The organism is Paenibacillus sp. 01T424 (genome assembly GCF_056398745.1).
Genome location: NZ_JBFTPZ010000027.1, coordinates 117,329 through 137,236 on the forward strand (window position 1 = coordinate 117,329; position 19,908 = coordinate 137,236).

The window sequence follows — 19,908 nt, forward strand, 5'->3', positions numbered from 1 at the left end:
AATCCTCCATTTCACAGACTGAAATCAGTCATATGTACACAAACCTCTATTATTGTAGCACCTTTCCCCGCCAGTTACCTTACTTTCACACATAATTAATACGGCTTTTTTGATATGGGTTTCATCTCAAAATGAGATTAAAGCGATAAAACCAGCTGAAATGCTCGTTTTATAAGGGAAAATACCACGCCATTTAGTATGACCCAATCCTAAAAATCATACCCGAAACATTTTAAATATTGACAATGCGAAGATAACTAAATTATGATATTGGCAAATTCATAACGATGGAACGGAATCGTAAGGAAGCACCTTCATTCATACATATGGGGGTGCTTTTTGTCGTGTTTAGTTTAATTCAGAGCGCAAGCGTTTATGGAGTAGATGGTAAAAGCATCTCGGTTGAGGTTGATATTTCCAGTGGCCTACCCCAAATCAACGTAGTAGGTTTGCCTGATCCTGCTGTTCGCGAATCTGTTGAACGTGTTCGAGCCGCTCTAAAAAATAGTGGTTTTACTTTTCCTATGGACAGAATTACGGTTAATCTAGCTCCTGCCGACTTGCGCAAGGAAGGCACATCCTTTGATTTAGCCATTGCGGCGGGCATCTTAACTGCAAGCGGACAAATTAGCGTTGCCCCTTTTGAGAATACGCTTCTTCTTGGAGAGCTCTCACTTAACGGCAATGTCCGTCCGGTAGCCGGTGTACTTGCCATGATTGAACAAGCGAAACGACTTGGCTTTACGCGTGTCTTACTGCCTGTAGCGAACGTCAAGGAAGCCATCTGGATTTCTGATATGGAATTGTTTGCGTTAAGCCACCTGAAAGAGCTTGATTTAATCAAAAAGAAACAATCCGACTGGAACGATATTCGTGTCGATCATAGAAACGATTCCAGCTTTAGCCAAATTGAAAACAAAGCATATCTAGATAAGCAAGATGAAATTGGTGATTATGGAGATGTTATCGGTCAGCATCAAGCCAAACGAGCTATGCTTATAGCCGCGGCTGGCAAACACAATATTTTGCTCAGCGGACCTCCAGGCACGGGTAAAACGATGATGATTCGGCGTCTACCGGGGATATTGCCCTTATTGACTGAACAAGAAGCGCTGGAGGTTACGAAAATATATAGTGTAGCTGGCAAGCTGCTGGATAGCTCCCACGGCCTTATTACTCATCCACCATTTCGCGCTCCGCATCATACCATATCGTCCGGCGGACTGATCGGCGGCGGCTCTATCCCTAAGCCGGGAGAAGTTACACTCGCTCATCGCGGCGTGTTGTTTCTTGATGAATTGCCAGAATTTCCGAGACAGGTGCTTGAGGTTTTGAGACAGCCGCTGGAGGATCGTATAGTCACCATTTCCCGCTCCAAAGCCGTGTTCCAGTTTCCAGCAAGCATTATGCTGGCTGCCTCCTTTAATCCATGTCCATGCGGCTATTATGGGCATGAGTATGGCGACAAACGCTGCACTTGCAGCGCTACACTCATTAGCCGTTATCGATCTAAGATATCAGGGCCATTGCTTGATCGAATAGATTTACAGCTAGAAGTGCCAAGACCTATTTCTCTAGAGCATGCTTCAACTGGCCCATCACTTAATACTGCCCAAATGAAGCAGCTAGTGCTGGGTGCATATGCCTTTAAACAAGATCGCACAGCAGGCATCAGTCTCAATCCTATTGGATCATTAAACGGCGCTGCCCTTCGAAGGTCTGTAAATATAAAGCCAGAAGCCGCAAGCCTGCTGGAAAGTGCTTTTGAAGCGCTTGGAATCAGTATGCGGGCATACGATAGAATGCTGAAGCTGGCACGCACCATAGCCGATCTTGAAGCAAGCGACGCAGTCGATACAATGCATATCGCGGAAGCTATTCAATATCGCGGGCTTGATAAGCCGTTTTCATAATAAAAAAACTTTCTCTGTAGGTTAGCTCCCGTCAGAGAAAGTCCAATTTGTTACTTTTTTAGAACGCTGCCTCAAAATGCTTTAAAGAAGTGACGATCTCATCTGCACGGCTCAACGTTATCGCAACAACATCAAAGCGAATGGATGCATCTGAGCGCCCGACACTGCGTAAATAAACTTGAGCCGCGTCCCTAACCTTCTGTTGCTTGCGATAATCCACCGACTCCGCGGCTGTGCCGTATTTGCCGCCTTCTTTTCTCGTACGCACCTCTACAAATACAAATCTATCAGAATGTTCAGCAATAATATCAATTTCTCCTATTCTACATCGCCAATTCCGCGTGAGAATATTATAATTCGCTTCTATTAAATACAAACAAGCTGCTTCCTCGCCAAGCTGACCCGTAGCTTTCCTATTATCTAGTTTCCGCGTCCCATTCGCTCTTCCCTCATCATCACCCATCTATCATTTCCCTCGCTTTTCGGTCAGAACGATAAACAAAGCTTAAAATTTCTGCGACGAGCGTATACAGCTCACCCGGGATTTCTTGATCGATATCAAGCTTAGAGAGCACTTCTACTAATGAGGAATCCTCTTGAACAGGAATGCCATTTTCCTTCGCTTTCTCAAGGATGAGATCCGCTAAATGCCCTTTCCCTTTAGCAACCATAACCGGAGCAGTGCGCTCGCCTGGCTCGTATTTTAAAGCGACTGCTTTCCTGACTTTCGTTTGTGGCTGATTTTCACTCTGATCGCTGCTCATATACGATAATCGACTCCTTTGTAACGATTGGCTGCAAAGGCGCTCATATCCGTCATTTGCTGGTTCTTAACTGCTGCTGATGCTGCTTCCACCTTTGATTCCCCCGCTTTGGGAAGCGGCGTTGTTCGCAGTGAAAGCAGCTGATAGCCTGCTTGCTGAAGGCTGGCAGCAATTTCATTTCGAGATTCTTCAGCAAGCGATGAGATTGCAGGATGATCATTCCACAAGTTTAAACTCACAATTTTGTCCATCACATTTACGTCAACCATCGTATCGCCCAGCGTGTTCATCGACAAATTAAAGAGCAATCTGCAATTCGAAGCGTCAAGCTCTCCTTTTCGCCCTCTTCTTGTCTGAATGTGAACCGATGCGGTTTGTTTGCCGTCTGCGTTATTGATTGGAATAAACATCGTCACATGTGTGAGAACCGAGCTGTTCCGCTCAGGAGTAAGCAAAAGCTGCTGGCCTGTTATTTGCTGTACAAGCTGCTGCGCTGTCTCTTTGAGAGCAGGAGGTGTATGATCCGATGAAACAAGAGCTAGCAAGGCACTTTTCAATGATTCCTGCTGAGCAGGCGGAGAAGAATCTGTCATTGGAATGCTGTCTGCAACGGTCGAAAGAACCGCTAAGGCTGCTCGTTCAACCATATGCTTTTGATCCGGCAGCCTTGCTTGCTGAGAATCAGCGGTTTCAAACTCTGCTGGTTTTGCCAGCATAACGGTTGGAGCAGCTTCTTTGCTGTTAGCCTCGACGATAGGATTCTGCAGCGGTGGTGCTGAAGCATACGTTACAGTCGCCGGCTTCGCAGCAGTTTCCGTTGTTGCTGGCTGACTCAATTGAGTATCCGCTGTAAAAACTTTGGCAAGCTGAAGCTCATGATCGACGCCCATCCATTTCATCATCTGTCCCAGCCAGTTGGGCTGACTTGACTGACTGGCTAATGCTCTAGCCGCTTGAGGATTAGCTTGTTGATCCGGAGCTTCGTCCTCAGACATAGCGACAGGTGCTGCTGTTGCCTGCGGCAAGTCCGTTTTGACGATTTGCGCGTTTAATTGCTTTGCAGTCGGTATGTCCTTTGTAACGGCTTCTCCTGATCTTGCTGCACCAGACTCAGCCGTCACTCCACGAAGCAGCTCGAGCCCTTCCGTCAGAAGCGCTTGCACACGTGCAGCTGCTTGAGTTGCGGCTTTTGTTTCAGCTGTCCCTTCATCCGAAACGCTCGTGAATGAAGTAATTTGCTGCTGCAACGTCTCGAGCAGCTCATGCGTGCTGCGCCCGAACATAACCTGCTGCATCGCACCTACAGTAGCACCCGTCATAGGCAGCCCTCTTTTAAAGGTTGCGGCAGCGGACTGCATCCATTGCTCCGCATCTCCACCAGCCGGCATCGCGGATGCAGCCTGTTGAAAGGCTTGCGCAACGTCGCGGTTTAGAATAACGCCTTCCTTCCGCAAATCCTTTACAATCTGCGCTGCCCATTTCTGCTCTGGCAACGCCAGCTGTTTAGCCCATTCCTTGAACGTATCATCAGGCAATCCCACTTGACCAGGTTCAACCTGTTTAAGCATTACAAGCGCTCCGCTTGATTGAGGCTGCACTTGGAGCATTGCTGATTGTCCCACTTGAAGCGGCAGCTCTAGCTTCGCACGCACTTGTACACCGTTAATTTGTACGAGCGCTTCGTTATTTTCCATCACCTGCAAGATGACGCCTCTTACCACTTGTCCAACTTTAAGCTCCACAGCTCGTGTATCCGCACTAGAAGCCTCTCCTAAGAAGCTTCGCATCATTTGACTTATATTCATTTGTTCATTCGCCTCCGTTGCTCCAGCGCCATTCTATGCGTTTGCTCTTTGCACTTAAGCGAGCTCTTTACATAAGCATGTACGACTTCATTAAACCTATAAGCCTTATATCGGTCAAAATGAGCAAAGCTTGTAGCCGTTCACCCCAAAAAACAGCACAAAAACAAAATAACGCCCGATAATTACACTAGGCATCTTTTGCCTCGCACAATCAATCGAGCGTCATATAATATGTGCTGCGAGATGCAGCTAGAAGAGAAGCAGCTGCTCCTCTGTAAATAAATTGCCGAGAAACGATCTGCGATGCAGAGGACTTGGTCCATTAGCTAGCAATCGCTCCCGATGAAGCTTCGTTGCATATCCCTTGTGTATAGCAATGCCATAAGCTGGATATTCCTGCTCCCATTCGGTCACACAAAGCCTATCGCGCGTAACCTTGGCAACGATAGAGGCTGCAGCGATCGATTGGCTTGTAGCATCCCCTTTAATGATCGAGAGCTGCGGCAGACTAACATCGACCTTCTCCGCATCAACAAGCAAATAGTCAGAAGGAACCTGTAACGATTCCACTGCAATTTTCATTGCAAGCCTAGCTGCCTGCTTAATATTGATTCGATCAACCGTTTCAGCATCAACACGAGCAGCCGACCACGCTACACATTCCTGCAAAATAATATCATACAGCTGGTCACGCTTTTTCTCGGAAAGCTTCTTGGAGTCGTTAACCCCTTCAATCACAAGCCCTGGCGGTAAAATAACGGCAGCTGCCACGACGTCTCCGAACAAGCAGCCTCGGCCAACCTCATCTACACCAGCAATCGCTTTAAATCCTTCTTCCCATAACGACTGTTCATATTGCAGCACGTTACGTTCCCCCGTTTCACATCAATAAGGTGGCGCTTCGAGCGTAATTCTTCCTAGCTTGCCTGAGCGCAAATCACGCAAAATGATTCCGGATGTTTTCTCCAAATTGACATGTCCACCGCTAACAAGGCAGCCTCTCCGACGTCCGATATCTTCCATCACACGCACGATTTCATCTGAATCCTTAGCATCCTTAGGTGGCGTTTCAAGCTCATACCGCTCTTTCATGTTAGGCCAGTAACGATCTACCAGCTCACGCATCGCAAAAAACGCGATATCGTCAACATTCAAAATTTGCTCTCTAATTGCACCTGTCATAGCAAGCCTGTATCCGACGAGCTCGTCTTCAAACTTTGGCCACAATATGCCCGGTGTATCGAGTAATTCCATTTCAGTTCCAATCTTAATCCATTGTTGTCCCTTCGTAACGCCAGGACGGTCGCCGGTTAAAGCAATAGCGCGTCCAGCGAGCTTGTTGATCAACGTGGATTTCCCGACATTCGGTATACCTACAATAAGTCCGCGAATTGCACGAGGATTTATGCCTTTTGCAATTTGACGTGCAATTTTCTCATGCAAAATTTGCTTTGCCTTGAGCGGAACCTCATTTACCTTCGTGCCTGTTGAGGAATCAATTGCGATCGATTCATGGCCTTCATTACGGAAATAAGCCATCCATTGCTCTGTCGTTTTTGGATCAGCCAAGTCGGATTTGTTTAATACGATCAATCTTGGCTTGCCGTTCAAAATTTCCTCAATCATCGGATTACGGCTAGATAGCGGAACCCGTGCATCCAATAGTTCGATGGCAAGATCGATTAGTTTGAGCTTGTCTTGTATTTGCCGTTTCGCCCGCGTCATATGACCCGGAAACCATTGAATGGTCATTTACTCACCTCATTTAGTCCAGTGCTTTATAAACTCTAGTTTGTTCAGCGGCCAAAAAATAATATCGGCACGTCCAACAACCTCTTTATCCGATACAAATCCGATAACCCTGCTATCTGTACTATCGCTGCGATTGTCGCCAAGTGCAAAAATCGTGTCCTCAGGAACAGTGATTTCAGATACATCGGAATTTATTCCTTTTTCGTTGTACAGCTTGCCTTCGGCATGTGCTGCCGCAACAGCTTCTTTTAAATAAGGCTCGTCTATTTTTTTATCATTAATATAAAGGTCATCGCCTTCGAGTCGAATTTTATCACCCGGTACGCCAATCACTCGTTTTATAAATTTTCGGCCTTGCTCTGGAACATCAAACACTACGACCTCACCAAATTTCGGCTCGCGTATCGTATACAAAATTTTATTTACTATTAACCGTTCGCCGGTCTCGAAATTAGGCTTCATGGAAGGTCCGTCGACGATGAATGGTGAAAACAAAAATTGACGAATGAGAAATACGAGAACGACCGCAATGACTAAAGCCTTGATCCATTCTACGACTTCTTTATAAGCTCCGCCCTGTTTTCCTGAGCCGGATGCATGGGCTGCTGCACGGTTTGGTAAATTCTGCTCAATGTCCGCATGTTCCTGCGTATTTTTCATTTCATGATCATTGCCATTGTCCAGCCCGTCATTTCGCTGCTGTGAGTCCATTCAGTCCGCCTTCTTCCCATATGCTGTAATATGTAAATGACCTTTGAGAAAAAACGAAAAGGAGCTTGTTTGCGCAAGCCCCTCTTGTCGTTTGTTCTTAACGAATTTCTTTAATACGAGCAGCTTTTCCGCGAAGACTACGTAGGTAGTACAATTTCGCGCGACGTACTTTACCACGGCGAGCCACTTCGATTTTTTCGATTTTAGGCGAGTTAAGCGGGAAAGTTCTTTCCACACCAACACCGTAGGAAATTTTACGCACTGTAAAAGTTTCGCTGATTCCACCGCCGCGACGTTTGATTACAACGCCTTCGAACAATTGGATACGCTCACGAGTTCCCTCGATAACTTTTACATGAACTTTTAGCGTGTCACCTGGACGAAAGTTCGGTAGACCTTGGCGCAGATTTTCTTGCGCGATTGTTTGCAAAAGATTCATTTGATTCACTCCTTCCACCATAGACGTTCTTATAAGCTCACCGGATTCCTCTGAATCGGTTCATCGCTGATAGCGGACCGTCCGACTTTACGAACAACATTAGAAATTTTACCATAGCTAGCCCAATAATACAACACGATTTTTTTATTCATAAATCATGTATACTAAATGATGACAAACACCGACATGAAGAGGTGACAAAATTGCACCATATTAAACAATCTTTTTGTAACAAAACAAAAGGGGGAATCGCATCTGTACTATTAATATTAACCATTTCTGCACCATTGCAAACCTCTGCTGAATCCTTGGCTTTTAAAGATACGAATGGACACTGGGCTGGCTCCTATATCTCTTGGGCTGTTGATCAGAAATTAGCTCAAGGTTATGGGGATAATTCCTTCAAGCCAAACAAGGGTGTTAATGAAGCTGAGTTTCTTGCTATGCTATTGAGAGCCTATGGATTAGTCACAACATCTTCTTCCAGCGCCAGCAATTGGACCAAGCCTTATTACGATTATGCGAATAATTTGGGCTGGCCTATCAATAACGCTTCACAAAATGTCGAATTCCGACGTGGACAAGCTGCGTTGCTTCTAGCTTCCGCGGCAAATGGAAAGGAATTTACAGAGCAAAGCGCAATTCAGTGGCTGCTTGATGAGAAAATATCGAACGGACGCACCTCTGCCACCGTTAGCGGCTTCATACCAGATGGAAAGCTTACACGCGCTGAGGCGCTTACCTTCTTCTATAACCTCAAACTTCACTCAAAAGCGTTGTCCGATGCTAAAATTATTAACACCGTTGATCGCCTTCATGAAATAACGTTAAACGATTCGCTGCAAAAGCTTCAACAAACGCTCGGAAAACCGTCAAGAATTGATCCAAGCGAATATGGTTTCTCCTGGTACGTTTATAATAGCAGCTATACCAACTACATGATGTTCGGCATCCAAAATGATCGGGTAATCGCACTTTTCTCCAACGGCAAAGATAGCTGGGCGATGAAGTCGGGCATCCAGATCGGTCAAACGATTGGTAATGCCAAAAAGCTGGTTGGCGAAGCAACCAATGTCGAGACAAATAACGATTATTATGCTTACACTACAAAAAACGTACATACCGTTCTCTTCATTGACCGACGTGATGGAAACAAAATAGCTGGTGTCATGCAAATGGATCAATCCGTTTTCAAATCCACAGCGTTAAAATCAGCCAATACATCCAAGCTGGCAGACGCATATGAACAACAGCTCTTTGATCTTACTAACGCTGAGCGCGCTGTTCGCAAAATACCTCTGCTGCAATGGGACAAGCTCGCTGCTGCCTCTGCGCATGGTCACAGCAACGATATGAGTACACGTAAATTTTTTGACCATACAAATCCAGATGGCTCGTCTCCCTTTGACCGAATGAAAGCAAAAGGCGTTAAGTATCACTCAGCTGCCGAAAACATAGCTGCCGGATACAAAAATAGCATATTTGCTCACTATGGCTGGGTCAATTCAACAGAAGGCCATCGTGAAGCACTATTAAACAGCAAGCTTGAGCGACTAGGTACAGGTGTTGCATTAGGCGGAACCTATAACGTCTACTATACCCAAAATTTTTACACGCCATAATCATCGAATACTTCTAAATAAACAAAGCCGCAACGAAATTCGTTGCGGCTTTGTTTATTAGCTAGGGTTGTACTATTTGCCTGTCTTATTAGGCTCCTGCTTTAACTGTGAAGCCACCCATTTGCGTTCCTTGTCCGTAAGCGGGGCGCTCTTCAGAAGGTCAGGACGGCGCTGCAGCGTCCGCAGCAGCGACTGCTCACGACGCCACACCTCAATATTCGCATGATGACCAGATATAAGAACATCCGGGACATCCCAGCCGCGGAACGACGCAGGCCGAGTGTAATGGGGATGCTCAAGCAAACCTGTGCTATATGAATCTGTAACGGCAGAAGTTTCATTGCCAAGCACTCCTGGCAGTAATCTAACAACGCTATCGATGAGCACCATTGCAGGTATTTCTCCACCCGTAAGCACGTAATCACCAATCGACAGCTCGTCTGTTACAAGATGCTCGCGTATACGCTCATCATAACCTTCATAGTGACCGCAAATAAGAACCAAATGCTGTTCCTTTGCAAGCTCTTCAGCCTTCTTCTGCGTAAACTGTGCTCCTTGCGGGCATAGAAGAATAACACGCGGCTTTATATTGTCATCCAGCTTTAGATCCTCTACTGCAGCAAAGACCGGATCTGGCTTCAAGACCATGCCGCCACCGCCGCCGTATGGATAATCATCAACCGTGTTATGCTTATTGCCTGAATAAGCACGGAAGTTGATTGCTTGAGGGGATACGATCCCCTTCTCTTTCGCTTTTCCTAAAATGCTCGAATTGAACACGCCGTCGAACATTTCGGGAAACAGCGTCAGCACATCTATTTTCATCGGTTAAATCAATCCTTCCATCAAATGGACCGTCACGATTTTCTCTTTTGTGTCGACATTGACTAAGACATCATCAATAACAGGCAAAAGCAATTGCTTCCCCGAGCCTTTCGGACGATCCACCACCCATACGTCATTTGCTCCTGGGCTTAGAATTTCCGAAATCGTGCCCAGCTCCTCGCCTTCCTCGGTAACGACGCGGCAGCCTATAATTTCGTGATAATAATATTCACCTTCTTCAAGCTCAAGCTGCTGGTCGGCTGAAATTTTCAATACCCAGCCTTTATATTTCTCAACCGCATTAATATCAGTGAAGCCTTCCAGCTTCAATATGTATACGTTTTTGTTCGCGCGTGAGCTGATTACTTTAACTTCCAGTGAAGCTCCGCTTTCCTCGTTCACCATAAGAAGCTTGTTTCCAGAAGCAAATCTATCCTCTGCAAAATCCGTTTGCGAAAGAATTTTCAACTCTCCGCGGATACCGTGCGTATTTACGACTTTCCCGACTGTAAACCATTTTTCGTTCATTAGAACCAGCCCTTCATATGTGTATAGCCTTATTATACATGCAAAAACGGCTTCGTTCCATGTTGAAGAACGAAGCCGTAATGATTAACGACATCCATGGATAAGTGTACATATTGAAAAGAAGGTTAGGACATTCATCCCAACCTTCTCTTCATACGTACATCATGACATAATGTCGACGATGACACGCTTTTGCGATTTCACGGAAGCAGAAGTCACTACCGTGCGAATCGCTTTCGCTATGCGTCCCTGTTTACCGATGATTTTACCGATATCCTCGGGGTGAACCGAAAGCTCGTATATCGTGCCACGGTCATCATCCTTCACATTGATTTGCACCTGTTCAGGATGATCAACCAATGCCTTCGCTATGACAAGAATCAATTCTTTCATCTCAAGGCCCTCCGCTATTCAACAGTTATTTCTGTTGCTTAAGCTCATGGAACTTTTTAAGAACACCAGCTTTGGAAAGCAAGTCACGAACGGTATCAGAAGCTTGCGCTCCAGTTTGCAACCATTTTAGCGCTTTCTCTTCATCAATCTTAACTTGAGCCGGTTGTGCAACCGGGTTATAAGTACCGATTTCTTCGATAAAACGACCATCACGCGGCGAACGGGAATCCGAAACTACTACGCGGTAGAAAGGAGCTTTGTGAGCACCAATTCTTTTCAAACGAATACGTACTGCCATTAAAAATTCACCTCCTTCAAAGAGTAAACAACCATTAAAACGGGAACTTCATATTTTTGCCGAGCATACCTTTCAGGCCCTTCTTGCCGCCCTTAGGTCCTTTCGGTCCCATCATCGATGAGAATTGCTTCATCATTTTTTTCATATCGTCAAACTGCTTAATGAGGCGGTTTACCTCAACGATCGTTGTTCCGCTACCTGCAGCAACACGCTTGCGGCGACTGTGATTAAGCAGCTCTGGCTTTTGCTTCTCCTCTTTCGTCATGGAGCGGACAATCGCCTCGACGCGGCCGATTTGTTTCTCATCGACCTTCATATCCTTCATGCCCTTCATCTTGTTCATGCCGGGCAGCATATCCATAATTTGATCAAGCGGCCCCAAATTGCGAACCTGCTCCATCTGCTCAAGAAAATCGTCGAACGTAAACTCTGCTGTACGCATTTTACGTTCCATTTCCTTCGCTTTATCTGCATCAATGTTCGACTGCGCCTTCTCAATAAGAGATAGCATATCGCCCATGCCGAGAATACGTGAAGCCATACGCTCTGGATGGAACGGCTCCAAGGAGTCGATCTTCTCACCCATTGCTGCGAATTTAATCGGACAGCCTGTAACTGCTTTTACCGATAGCGCCGCGCCACCGCGAGTATCGCCATCGAGCTTCGTTAGTACAACGCCTGTTAAAGCGAGCTGTTCATGAAAGCTTTGTGCAACGTTTACAGCATCTTGTCCTGTCATTGCATCAACAACGAGGAGAACCTCATCCGGCTTTGTAACCTGATGAATTTGCTTAAGCTCTTCCATCAGCTCTTCGTCGATATGTAAACGACCGGCGGTATCAATAATGACATAGTCATTGCCGTTGTCTTTGGCATGCTGTAGTCCAGCACGCGCAATCTCTACAGGTGATGTCTGATCACCCAAGGAGAAGACCGGCGCATTGATTTGTTCACCAAGCACTTGAAGCTGCTTAATGGCAGCAGGACGATAAATATCACAAGCGATAAGAAGCGGCTTATTGTTGCTCTTCTGAAGCAATTTTGCCAGCTTGCCTGAAGTTGTTGTCTTACCCGCACCTTGCAAACCCGCCATCATAATGACTGTCGGAGGCTTATTAGCCTTAACCAGCTTGCTCTGCGTGCCGCCCATCAGCTCGGTCAGCTCTTTATTTACGATATCGATGACGACCATGCCGGGCGTGAAGCTCTTGGATACATCGAGGCCAATAGCCCGTTCCTTCACCTTCGCAATAAAGTCCTTCACGACTTTAAAGTTAACGTCTGCCTCTAGAAGCGCCAAACGCACTTCACGCATTGCTTCACTAACATCATCCTCGGAAACCTTGCCTTTGCCCCTCAGCTTGCTGAACACATTTTGAAGCCGACTCGATAAGCTCTCAAATGCTGCCATGTACCGTCACCTCCATTCTTCATGTTTTATTCGGCTAATTTAAATTGTGCAATGACACTCATAAGCGCCTGCTTGTCCTGCTCTGCAATGGAAAGCTCGTTAACGCTGTTTACAAGCTGCACAGTTAATTGTTGAAAGGATTCATGTCTTACAAGCAAGCCTAGCTTGCCTTCATAACTTTCTAGCACTTGTTCTGCACGCTTGATGTGCTCATATACCGCTTGTCTGCTAATTCCAAACTCGCCAGCAATTTCCCCAAGTGTGAAGTCGTCGTGAAAATAATATTTGAGAAACGTCCGCTGCTTCTCTGTCAAGAGCGGCTCGTAAAAGTCGAACAACAAGTTTATTCGGGTTGTCTTGGACAAGGCATCTGGTTCATTTGCTTTCATCCCCTCAGCCCCTCCTGTTATTTGCTTGTTCTGCCGACAAGGTAAATACCTTTACACCAGCAACGTCTTTTATAATACATGACACTATAGGCTGCTGTCAAGTATTTTCCCTTGTCACCTTTACGAGCTGTTTTAACTGCTCCAAACCATCGTTAATCGCCGCTTACTCCGACGTTTTTTCAGCTTCAGAATCATCTTCACGCTGGATTAATCCAGCAAACAATGCATGAATAAATTGCTCTGAATCGAATTGCTGCAAATCACCCATTTTTTCGCCAAGACCTACAAGCTTAACCGGGAGGCTTAGCTCATTACGAATAGCAATTACGATTCCGCCTTTAGCTGTGCCATCAAGCTTTGTCAGCACGAGACCGGTTACGCCGCTTTTCTCGCCAAATAATTTTGCTTGGCTAAGTGCGTTTTGGCCAGTCGTTGCATCAAGCACAAGAAGAACCTCATGAGGAGCGTCAGGAAGCTCGCGCTGAATCACGCGGAAAATCTTGTTCAGCTCTTCCATCAAATTTGTTTTGTTTTGCAGCCTGCCAGCCGTATCGCATAACAGAACGTCTACGCCGCGCTGCTTTGCAGCTTGCACCGCATCGAACATCACTGCTGCAGGGTCAGCTCCTGATTGCTGCTTAATGACATCGACACCAACACGCTGTCCCCATACCTCCAGCTGCTCAATAGCTCCTGCGCGGAACGTATCGCCAGCTGCCATAAGCACACTCTTGCCTTCGCTCTTAAATTTATGAGCAAGCTTGCCAATGGTCGTCGTCTTGCCAACGCCATTTACGCCAACGAACAAAATAACAGTGATGCCGCTTGGCGCCATCCGCAAGCCGGAATGATCGTCACCCTTCATGAGCTGAATCAGCTTCTCAGATAGGATTGGCTGCAAATCCGAAGCATCCTCGATCTTCCGTTTTTTCACTTCAACCCGCAGATCGTCAATAAGCTGCATAACGGTATTCACACCAACATCGGCGCCAATTAATATTTCCTCTAGTTCTTCATAAAACTGCTCATCGATTTTTTTGCGGCGTGTGATAAGCTCTTCTACCTTCTCAACAAAAGCCGTACGCGTCTTCGATAAGCCTTCTTTGAAAATATTTGTCACCGCTTCTGTCTTTGTAGCGATACTTTCCTTCAGCTTCTTAAAAAAACTCATCGTTCCAACTCCCCATCCTCACGTTGCCGTTTTTTCTATAAGTTATGCGGATACCGGCTCTTCATCCTCTAAGCGTACAGAAACGAGCTTCGATACGCCGCCTTCCTCCATCGTAACACCATATAGCACATCCGCTTCCTCCATCGTGCCTTTACGATGAGTAACGACGATAAACTGCGTAAGCTCTGAAAACTCACGCAAATATTGAGCAAAGCGTGATACGTTTGCCTCATCAAGCGCAGCTTCAACCTCATCAAGCACGCAGAACGGAACGGGTTTCACCTGTAAAATCGCAAATAACAAAGCGATTGCGGTCAAAGCTCTTTCTCCACCAGAGAGCAGCTGTAGATTTTGAAGTTTTTTGCCTGGCGGCTGAGCGACAATGTCGATTCCTGTATCAAGAACACGATCTGGCTCAACGAGCACAAGATCAGCTCGGCCACCACCGAACAGCTTCGCGAATACGATAACAAAATGACTGCGAATCGCTTCAAACGTCGCTTTGAATCGTTTGGACATCTCATCGTCCATCTCGCGAATGACCTGGTACAACGTCGTTTTTGCGTCGATCAAATCATCCTTCTGCTCGGACAAAAACTCAAAACGTTCGCTGACACGCTCATACTCCTCGATCGCACCTAAGTTCACTTCGCCTAGAGCGGTTATCTGACGTTTAACGTCTCTAACCTCATTTTGTGTACCGAGAACATCCTCAGGTATAGGGTACTGCTCCTTAGCGAGCTCATAGCTAAGCTCATATTCCTCACTGAGCTTCCGAAGCAAGTTATCAAGCTCAACGTCTAGACGGTTAGCCGCAATTTCGGTCTGCCTCATCTGCTCTTCAACCGTCCGAAGTTGTCCGCGCTGCTCCTTCGTTTCACTTTCGCCCAAATCGAGCTCAGCAATACGCTTAGCGCGTGCTGATCGTTTGAAATCCGTTTGCTCTGCACATTCCTGCTTCTTCAAACGCAGGTGATTGAGCTGTTCAATCTGCTGTACCGTTTCATCGGCATGCCTTGCGATTTCTTCCTCTTGCTGAACGGACAAGGAGCGCAAGCTTCCAAGCTCTTGCTTCGCTCGACCAATTTCCGCTCGTACTCTCGCTGATTGATCTTCGAACGATAATTTTTCTTGATCAGTCTTCGCGGCAGCGATCTTAATATCGGTAAGCTGGCCTTGCAGCTCTTCCTTCGCAAATTCGCTAGCTTTACGCCGCTCTTCTGCCATACGAATCGCTTCCTGCAGCCTCGCTTCATCTACAACCAGCTGTTCTAAACGGAGCTCTGCAGCTTTGGCTGCTGCCTGAACATCTTTCTGCTCGGACAAATGAGTGTTCCGATCTGCTGAATACAGCTGACGCTGCTCGTCGAGATGCTTCGCCTCATTGTGAAGCTGCTGAAGCTCAGCTCTTATTTGCTGCTCTTCAATGCGGCTTTTCTCGCCTTCTGCACGCAGCTCCTCAATATTGTGGGTGCGAATAGAATGTTCTTTGCGCAAATCGCTTAGCTTATTACGAAGCTGCTCTACCATCTTGCGAGCATCTGCAATCTCTTGATCAAGCGAGTCGATTTGTCGTTGACGACCAAGCAGGCTAGCGCCTTTCTTCTGCAAGCTGCCCCCCGTCATTGAACCGCCAGCATTAACAATATCACCTTCAAGCGTGACGACGCGGTATCGATATTGACATTTCGATGCAATCCGGTTGGCTTGCTCCAGCGTTTCGGCTAGCAAAACATTGCCAAGCAAACTGTTCACAATCGCTGAATAGCGGTCATCCGAGCTTACCAAATCAGCAGCAACGCCTACGAAGCCCTCAATGGATTCGGCTATACGTTTGTCATGCTCAGGAACTTGTCTGCCACGTATGACATCGAGCGGCAGGAAGGTAGCTCGTCCTAGCTGACGCTGCTTCAAGAATGCGATAGCTGCGCGAGCCGTTTTCTCATCCTCCATGACCACATGCTGCAAGGCCCCGCCCAGTGCAGTCTCAACGGCAGTCTCAATGCGTTCAGGAACACGAACAAGCTCCGCAACCGCGCCATGAACACCGCTGATTCCACTATTGCCGCGTCTGGAAGCTTTGAGAACTTCCTTTACGCCCTGCATAAAGCCATCAAGCGCATCCTGCATTTCTTTCATGGTATCGCGCCTAGAAACATGGCTGTCGAGCTTCTGCTCCCACTTTCGCATAGCTAAAGTGATCTCTTCCAAACTTTGAGAAATCTTTCTCGTTTGTTCAGATTCCGTAAGCGTTTTGTTTCTTGCCTGTTCTAGTCGCGCCAGTGTTGATTCAAGCGCAGCCGCAAGTGCAGAGCGTCTCTCGTCCAATTTTTCCTGCTGCTCCAACCATTTGCTCTCATCCTCGCTAATTCGCTCCATCCGCCGCTGCAATGCTTCTTGCTGCTGCGAAGCATAACGAATTTCGTTGCGGTGCTGCGCCATCGAGCTGAGCACTTCCAATAGCTCGCTTTTGAGTGTTTCTTCCGCATCAACGACTGCTCCGCCTGCAACGCCTACGAGACGCGCTTCTTCATCGGCTATTTTTGAGCGCAGATCTGCTAGCTGCAGCTGCAACGCAGCTGCGCGGCTGCGAAATTCCGCTTCTTCCTGCGTCATTGTGACAATGCGAGCGTCCTGTGCAGCGATTGACTCTTCAAGCTGACGTTTATTTTGCTCCAAGTTGCGCTTGCGTTCCTTCAGTACCTCGCCGTATCCTTCACATTTCTCGAAATCCTCACTAATTTGCAGCATCGCTTCATGAAGCTGATCAAGCTCAAGCTCAAGCTCCCGTAGCTGCTGACGATCCTTCTCCAAATGTGCATCATGTTTGCTGACAACCGTAGATAGCTGAAGCTGCTCCTGCTGCAAACGCTCAAGCTTGCCGTTTGCCTCCGTCCATGAACCATGAATCTGTTCGATGTTATGTACGTACATAGAGATTTCCTTCGTTTTCAGCTGTTCCTTGAGCGCTTTGAAGTGAATGGCTTTCTCCGATTGCTTGCGAAGCGGGCCAACCTGATCTTCAAGCTCTGTCACCAGATCATGAATGCGAAGCAGATTTTGCTCGGTTTCATCAAGCTTTCTCTGCGCTTCGCGCTTACGCGACTTGTATTTGACGATGCCGGAGGCTTCTTCAAATATTCCGCGACGATCCTCCGAGCGCGTGCTTAAAATTTCTTCAATTCGGCCTTGTCCAATGATGGAATAAGCTTCTTTACCGATACCGGTATCCATGAATAGCTCGGTAATATCTTTTAGCCTGCATGGCTGCTTGTTTATTAAATATTCGCTATCTCCGCTGCGATGTACACGCCGTGTCACTGTTACCTCGTTATACTCGAGCGGCAATGCCCCATCCGAGTTATCAAGAGTAAGGGATACCTCGCTGTAGTTGACAGCTTTCCTAGCATCGCTTCCGGCAAAAATAATATCTTCCATCTTGCCGCCGCGGAGGCTCTTTGCGCTTTGCTCACCGAGCACCCAGCGTATGCCGTCCGAGATGTTGCTTTTTCCGCTGCCGTTCGGCCCTACAACCGCAGTAATACCGGTTACAAACTCCATTTCGGTCCGATCAGCGAAAGACTTAAAGCCTGATAATTCAATCCGTTTCAGAAACATGTCTTGGTTTTCACCTCACCCCTCATTGTACCACATCTTATGGGCCTTGATAACCATTTAAGCTACTAAAAGCAACCAAATGCTGCGTTTATCACCTTATTTCAGCTGGTTAAACCGCTCTTCCTTTTTATCAGGGCTACATAATAAACGTTCATAAAAAAAGAGAGCGCCCGGCAGGTCAGAAGACCTTCCGGAAACTCTCTATGCTGATTAGCCTTGTTCCTGCGATAGCGTGCGCCATGCTTCAGCTGCAGCACGCTGCTCCGCTTCCTTCTTCGTCCTCCCGCTGCCGACGCCAAAACGCTCTTCACCGAGATATACTTCAACGACAAATTCACGGTCATGCGCAGGTCCACGTTCTTCAATGATTCGGTATTCCACTGCACCAAGCCCATGATGCTGCGATCGTTCCTGCAGCTTCGACTTGGAGTCTTTAACAAGAAGACCATAGTCGTTTGACTCAACAAAAGGAAACATATGCTCATTAAGAAAAGCTCTCGTTTCCTCAATTCCTGCGTCAAGGAAAATGGCACCGACAAACGACTCGAACAAATCAGCTAGCAAAGCTTGCCTTTGCCGACCGCCTAGCTGCTCTTCACCGCGTCCGAGAAGCACATGCGAACCGAGCTCCAAGCGTTCAGCAAATTGGGCTAAAGATGGCTCGCAGACGATTGATGCACGCATTCTCGTGAGCTCGCCCTCAGGCCGCTGCGGATACGTTGCGAACAAATACTCAGAAACGAGTAATTGAAGCACCGCATCTCCCAAAAATTCCAAACGCTCATTATCCTGAGCTGACCCGCGCTTGTGTTCATTTACATAAGAAGTATGAGTGAAAGCTTGCCTCAGCAGCTTTGTCCGCTTAAAACTGAGCTGCAGCCGCTGCTGCAGCTCATAGAAGGAATCACGCTTCATAAACTTTCATCACGATCGATGCGTTGTGACCGCCGAAGCCAAATGAGTTGGACAATGCTATCCTTACATTCGCTTCACGCGGTTTATTAGGTACATAATCAAGATCGCACTCCGGGTCTTGATTGTCTAAATTAATAGTCGGAGCGATGATGCCGCTTTTGATAGTCAAGCCGAGAATTACGGCTTCAACGCCGCCAGCAGCACCTAGTAAATGACCTGTCATCGATTTCGTTGAGCTGACCGCTACTTTATAAGCATGGTCGCCGAGCGCTTTTTTGATCGCTTTTGTCTCTGAGCGATCACCGACAGGTGTCGAAGTGCCGTGCGCATTGATATAGTCGATCTCAGAAGGATCAATTCCAGCATCCTTGAATGCTTTCACCATGCAGCGAGCTGCACCATCTGGATCTGGCTCAGTCATGTGATGAGCGTCACCGCTCATACCGTAGCCAATAACCTCAGCATAAATTTTTGCACCGCGTGCCTGCGCATGCTCAAGGGATTCAAGCACGAGTACACCAGCGCCTTCGCCCATTACGAAACCATCACGGTCAACATCGAACGGACGACTTGCTTTTTCAGGCTCTTCATTGCGAACGGACATCGCACGCATCGAGCAGAAGCCTGCCATGCCAGTCGGTCTGATCGTCGCTTCTGCTCCGCCAGCAATCATCACGTCAGCGTCGCCGCGTTGAATCAATTTGAAAGAATCGCCGATGGAATGAGTGCCCGTAGCACAAGCGGTTACTGCCGTACTATTTGGACCTTTCGCACCAGTAAGCATGGATACTTGTCCAGAAGCCATGTTCGCGATCATCATCGGAATAAAGAAAGGGCTGACGCGCTTAGGGCCTTTCTCCAGCAAAATATTGTGCTGGTCTTCCCAAGTGCCTAGTCCACCGATACCGGAACCGACCATAACGCCAACACGCTCAGGGTCTGCATTCGTACCAATTTGCAAATCAGCATCTTTAACTGCCAATTGACTAGCTACAGCAGCAAATTGTACGAAACGATCCATTCTGCGTGCTTCTTTTTTATCTAAACCGTAATCTTCGGGATTGAAATTTTTAACTTCTGCGGCAATGCGCGTCGGATACTCAGAGAAATCGAAAGCTTCAACAACCGATACACCTGATTTTCCATCCAGCAAGTTACCCCAGAACTCTTCCAAATCGGAACCGAGTGAGGTAATAACCCCCATACCCGTAACAACAACTCTTTGTTTCATTCGATTCACCTCTATGTCCAGCAAATTTGATGCGCAAGCTGCGTCACCTTTGTTAATCGGTCAATGTTGCTATATTGCGTATACCCTGCTTATATTTCTCCGTAAATACAAGCCTAGCCGTAC

19 protein-coding genes are annotated in these 19,908 nt (G+C 47.0%); 2 read left to right on the forward strand and 17 right to left on the reverse strand.

The annotated features are described in order from the left end of the window. Nucleotides 1-344 precede the first annotated feature (344 nt). Complete coding sequence (locus AC1DPK_RS20180) at nucleotides 345-1,913, forward strand: YifB family Mg chelatase-like AAA ATPase (RefSeq protein ID WP_477511431.1); 1,569 nt, start codon at nucleotides 345-347, stop codon at nucleotides 1,911-1,913. 58 nt (nucleotides 1,914-1,971) lie between these two features. Here AC1DPK_RS20180 and AC1DPK_RS20185 read toward each other — a convergent pair whose 3' ends face one another. The 7 genes from AC1DPK_RS20185 to rplS all read right to left on the reverse strand — a co-directional run bounded on the left by AC1DPK_RS20185 (nucleotide 1,972) and on the right by rplS (nucleotide 7,384). Next, the gene (locus AC1DPK_RS20185; RefSeq protein ID WP_477511432.1) at nucleotides 1,972-2,376 is read right to left on the reverse strand and encodes a YraN family protein; all 405 of its coding nucleotides are present in this window, start codon (nucleotides 2,374-2,376) and stop codon (nucleotides 1,972-1,974) included. Continuing rightward, the gene (locus tag AC1DPK_RS20190) at nucleotides 2,369-2,677 is read right to left on the reverse strand and encodes an EscU/YscU/HrcU family type III secretion system export apparatus switch protein (protein WP_076268346.1); all 309 of its coding nucleotides are present in this window, start codon (nucleotides 2,675-2,677) and stop codon (nucleotides 2,369-2,371) included. Before AC1DPK_RS20190 ends, AC1DPK_RS20185 begins: the two co-directional genes overlap by 8 nt. Further along, entirely contained in the window at nucleotides 2,674-4,482 is a 1,809-nt protein-coding gene (locus AC1DPK_RS20195; RefSeq protein WP_477511433.1) for a hypothetical protein, read from the reverse strand. The genes AC1DPK_RS20190 and AC1DPK_RS20195 overlap by 4 nt, the downstream gene beginning before the upstream one ends. Nucleotides 4,483-4,731: 249 nt before the next feature. Then, nucleotides 4,732-5,346 carry a ribonuclease HII gene (locus AC1DPK_RS20200; RefSeq protein WP_076268344.1) on the reverse strand — a complete coding sequence of 205 codons (615 nt, stop codon included), beginning with the start codon at nucleotides 5,344-5,346 and terminating at the stop codon, nucleotides 4,732-4,734. A 21-nt stretch (nucleotides 5,347-5,367) separates the two neighbouring features. After that, complete coding sequence (gene ylqF / locus AC1DPK_RS20205; RefSeq protein ID WP_477511434.1) at nucleotides 5,368-6,234, reverse strand: ribosome biogenesis GTPase YlqF; 867 nt, start codon at nucleotides 6,232-6,234, stop codon at nucleotides 5,368-5,370. A 9-nt stretch (nucleotides 6,235-6,243) separates the two neighbouring features. After that, entirely contained in the window at nucleotides 6,244-6,945 is a 702-nt protein-coding gene (gene lepB, locus AC1DPK_RS20210) for a signal peptidase I (protein ID WP_256710900.1), read from the reverse strand. A gap of 97 nt (nucleotides 6,946-7,042) precedes the next feature. Next, on the reverse strand, nucleotides 7,043-7,384 hold the full coding sequence (gene rplS, locus AC1DPK_RS20215) for a 50S ribosomal protein L19 (protein ID WP_053375699.1): 342 nt from the start codon (nucleotides 7,382-7,384) through the stop codon (nucleotides 7,043-7,045). 203 nt (nucleotides 7,385-7,587) lie between these two features. Here rplS and AC1DPK_RS20220 point away from each other — a divergent pair, with 203 nt between their 5' ends. Beyond that, nucleotides 7,588-9,006 carry a CAP-associated domain-containing protein gene (locus tag AC1DPK_RS20220; RefSeq protein WP_477511435.1) on the forward strand — a complete coding sequence of 473 codons (1,419 nt, stop codon included), beginning with the start codon at nucleotides 7,588-7,590 and terminating at the stop codon, nucleotides 9,004-9,006. Between the two features lie 72 nt (nucleotides 9,007-9,078). Here AC1DPK_RS20220 and trmD read toward each other — a convergent pair whose 3' ends face one another. The 10 genes from trmD to fabF form a co-directional block, all read right to left on the reverse strand. After that, complete coding sequence (trmD, locus tag AC1DPK_RS20225; protein WP_339208901.1) at nucleotides 9,079-9,831, reverse strand: tRNA (guanosine(37)-N1)-methyltransferase TrmD; 753 nt, start codon at nucleotides 9,829-9,831, stop codon at nucleotides 9,079-9,081. Between the two features lie 3 nt (nucleotides 9,832-9,834). Further along, a complete protein-coding gene (gene rimM / locus AC1DPK_RS20230) occupies nucleotides 9,835-10,359 on the reverse strand; it encodes a ribosome maturation factor RimM (RefSeq protein ID WP_076268340.1) in 525 nt (174 codons plus the stop codon). Between the two features lie 162 nt (nucleotides 10,360-10,521). Further along, nucleotides 10,522-10,752, reverse strand: a complete 231-nt coding sequence (locus AC1DPK_RS20235; protein WP_076268339.1) for a KH domain-containing protein — start codon at nucleotides 10,750-10,752, stop codon at nucleotides 10,522-10,524. A gap of 25 nt (nucleotides 10,753-10,777) precedes the next feature. After that, on the reverse strand, nucleotides 10,778-11,050 hold the full coding sequence (rpsP, locus tag AC1DPK_RS20240; RefSeq protein ID WP_053375694.1) for a 30S ribosomal protein S16: 273 nt from the start codon (nucleotides 11,048-11,050) through the stop codon (nucleotides 10,778-10,780). Nucleotides 11,051-11,084: 34 nt separating this feature from the next. Next, entirely contained in the window at nucleotides 11,085-12,461 is a 1,377-nt protein-coding gene (ffh, locus tag AC1DPK_RS20245) for a signal recognition particle protein (protein ID WP_477511436.1), read from the reverse strand. Between the two features lie 26 nt (nucleotides 12,462-12,487). Continuing rightward, nucleotides 12,488-12,850, reverse strand: coding sequence for a YlxM family DNA-binding protein (gene ylxM, locus AC1DPK_RS20250; protein ID WP_076268337.1), 363 nt, complete (start codon nucleotides 12,848-12,850; stop codon nucleotides 12,488-12,490). A gap of 163 nt (nucleotides 12,851-13,013) precedes the next feature. Beyond that, nucleotides 13,014-14,021, reverse strand: a complete 1,008-nt coding sequence (gene ftsY / locus AC1DPK_RS20255; RefSeq protein WP_339208899.1) for a signal recognition particle-docking protein FtsY — start codon at nucleotides 14,019-14,021, stop codon at nucleotides 13,014-13,016. Between the two features lie 42 nt (nucleotides 14,022-14,063). Continuing rightward, nucleotides 14,064-17,639: a chromosome segregation protein SMC gene (gene smc, locus AC1DPK_RS20260; protein ID WP_477511437.1), complete on the reverse strand. Its 3,576-nt coding sequence runs from the start codon at nucleotides 17,637-17,639 to the stop codon at nucleotides 14,064-14,066. Nucleotides 17,640-17,849: 210 nt separating this feature from the next. Then, complete coding sequence (gene rnc, locus AC1DPK_RS20265; protein ID WP_076268334.1) at nucleotides 17,850-18,554, reverse strand: ribonuclease III; 705 nt, start codon at nucleotides 18,552-18,554, stop codon at nucleotides 17,850-17,852. Next, the gene (gene fabF / locus AC1DPK_RS20270) at nucleotides 18,544-19,785 is read right to left on the reverse strand and encodes a beta-ketoacyl-ACP synthase II (RefSeq protein ID WP_054029014.1); all 1,242 of its coding nucleotides are present in this window, start codon (nucleotides 19,783-19,785) and stop codon (nucleotides 18,544-18,546) included. Before fabF ends, rnc begins: the two co-directional genes overlap by 11 nt. Between the last annotated feature and the right edge of the window lie 123 nt (nucleotides 19,786-19,908).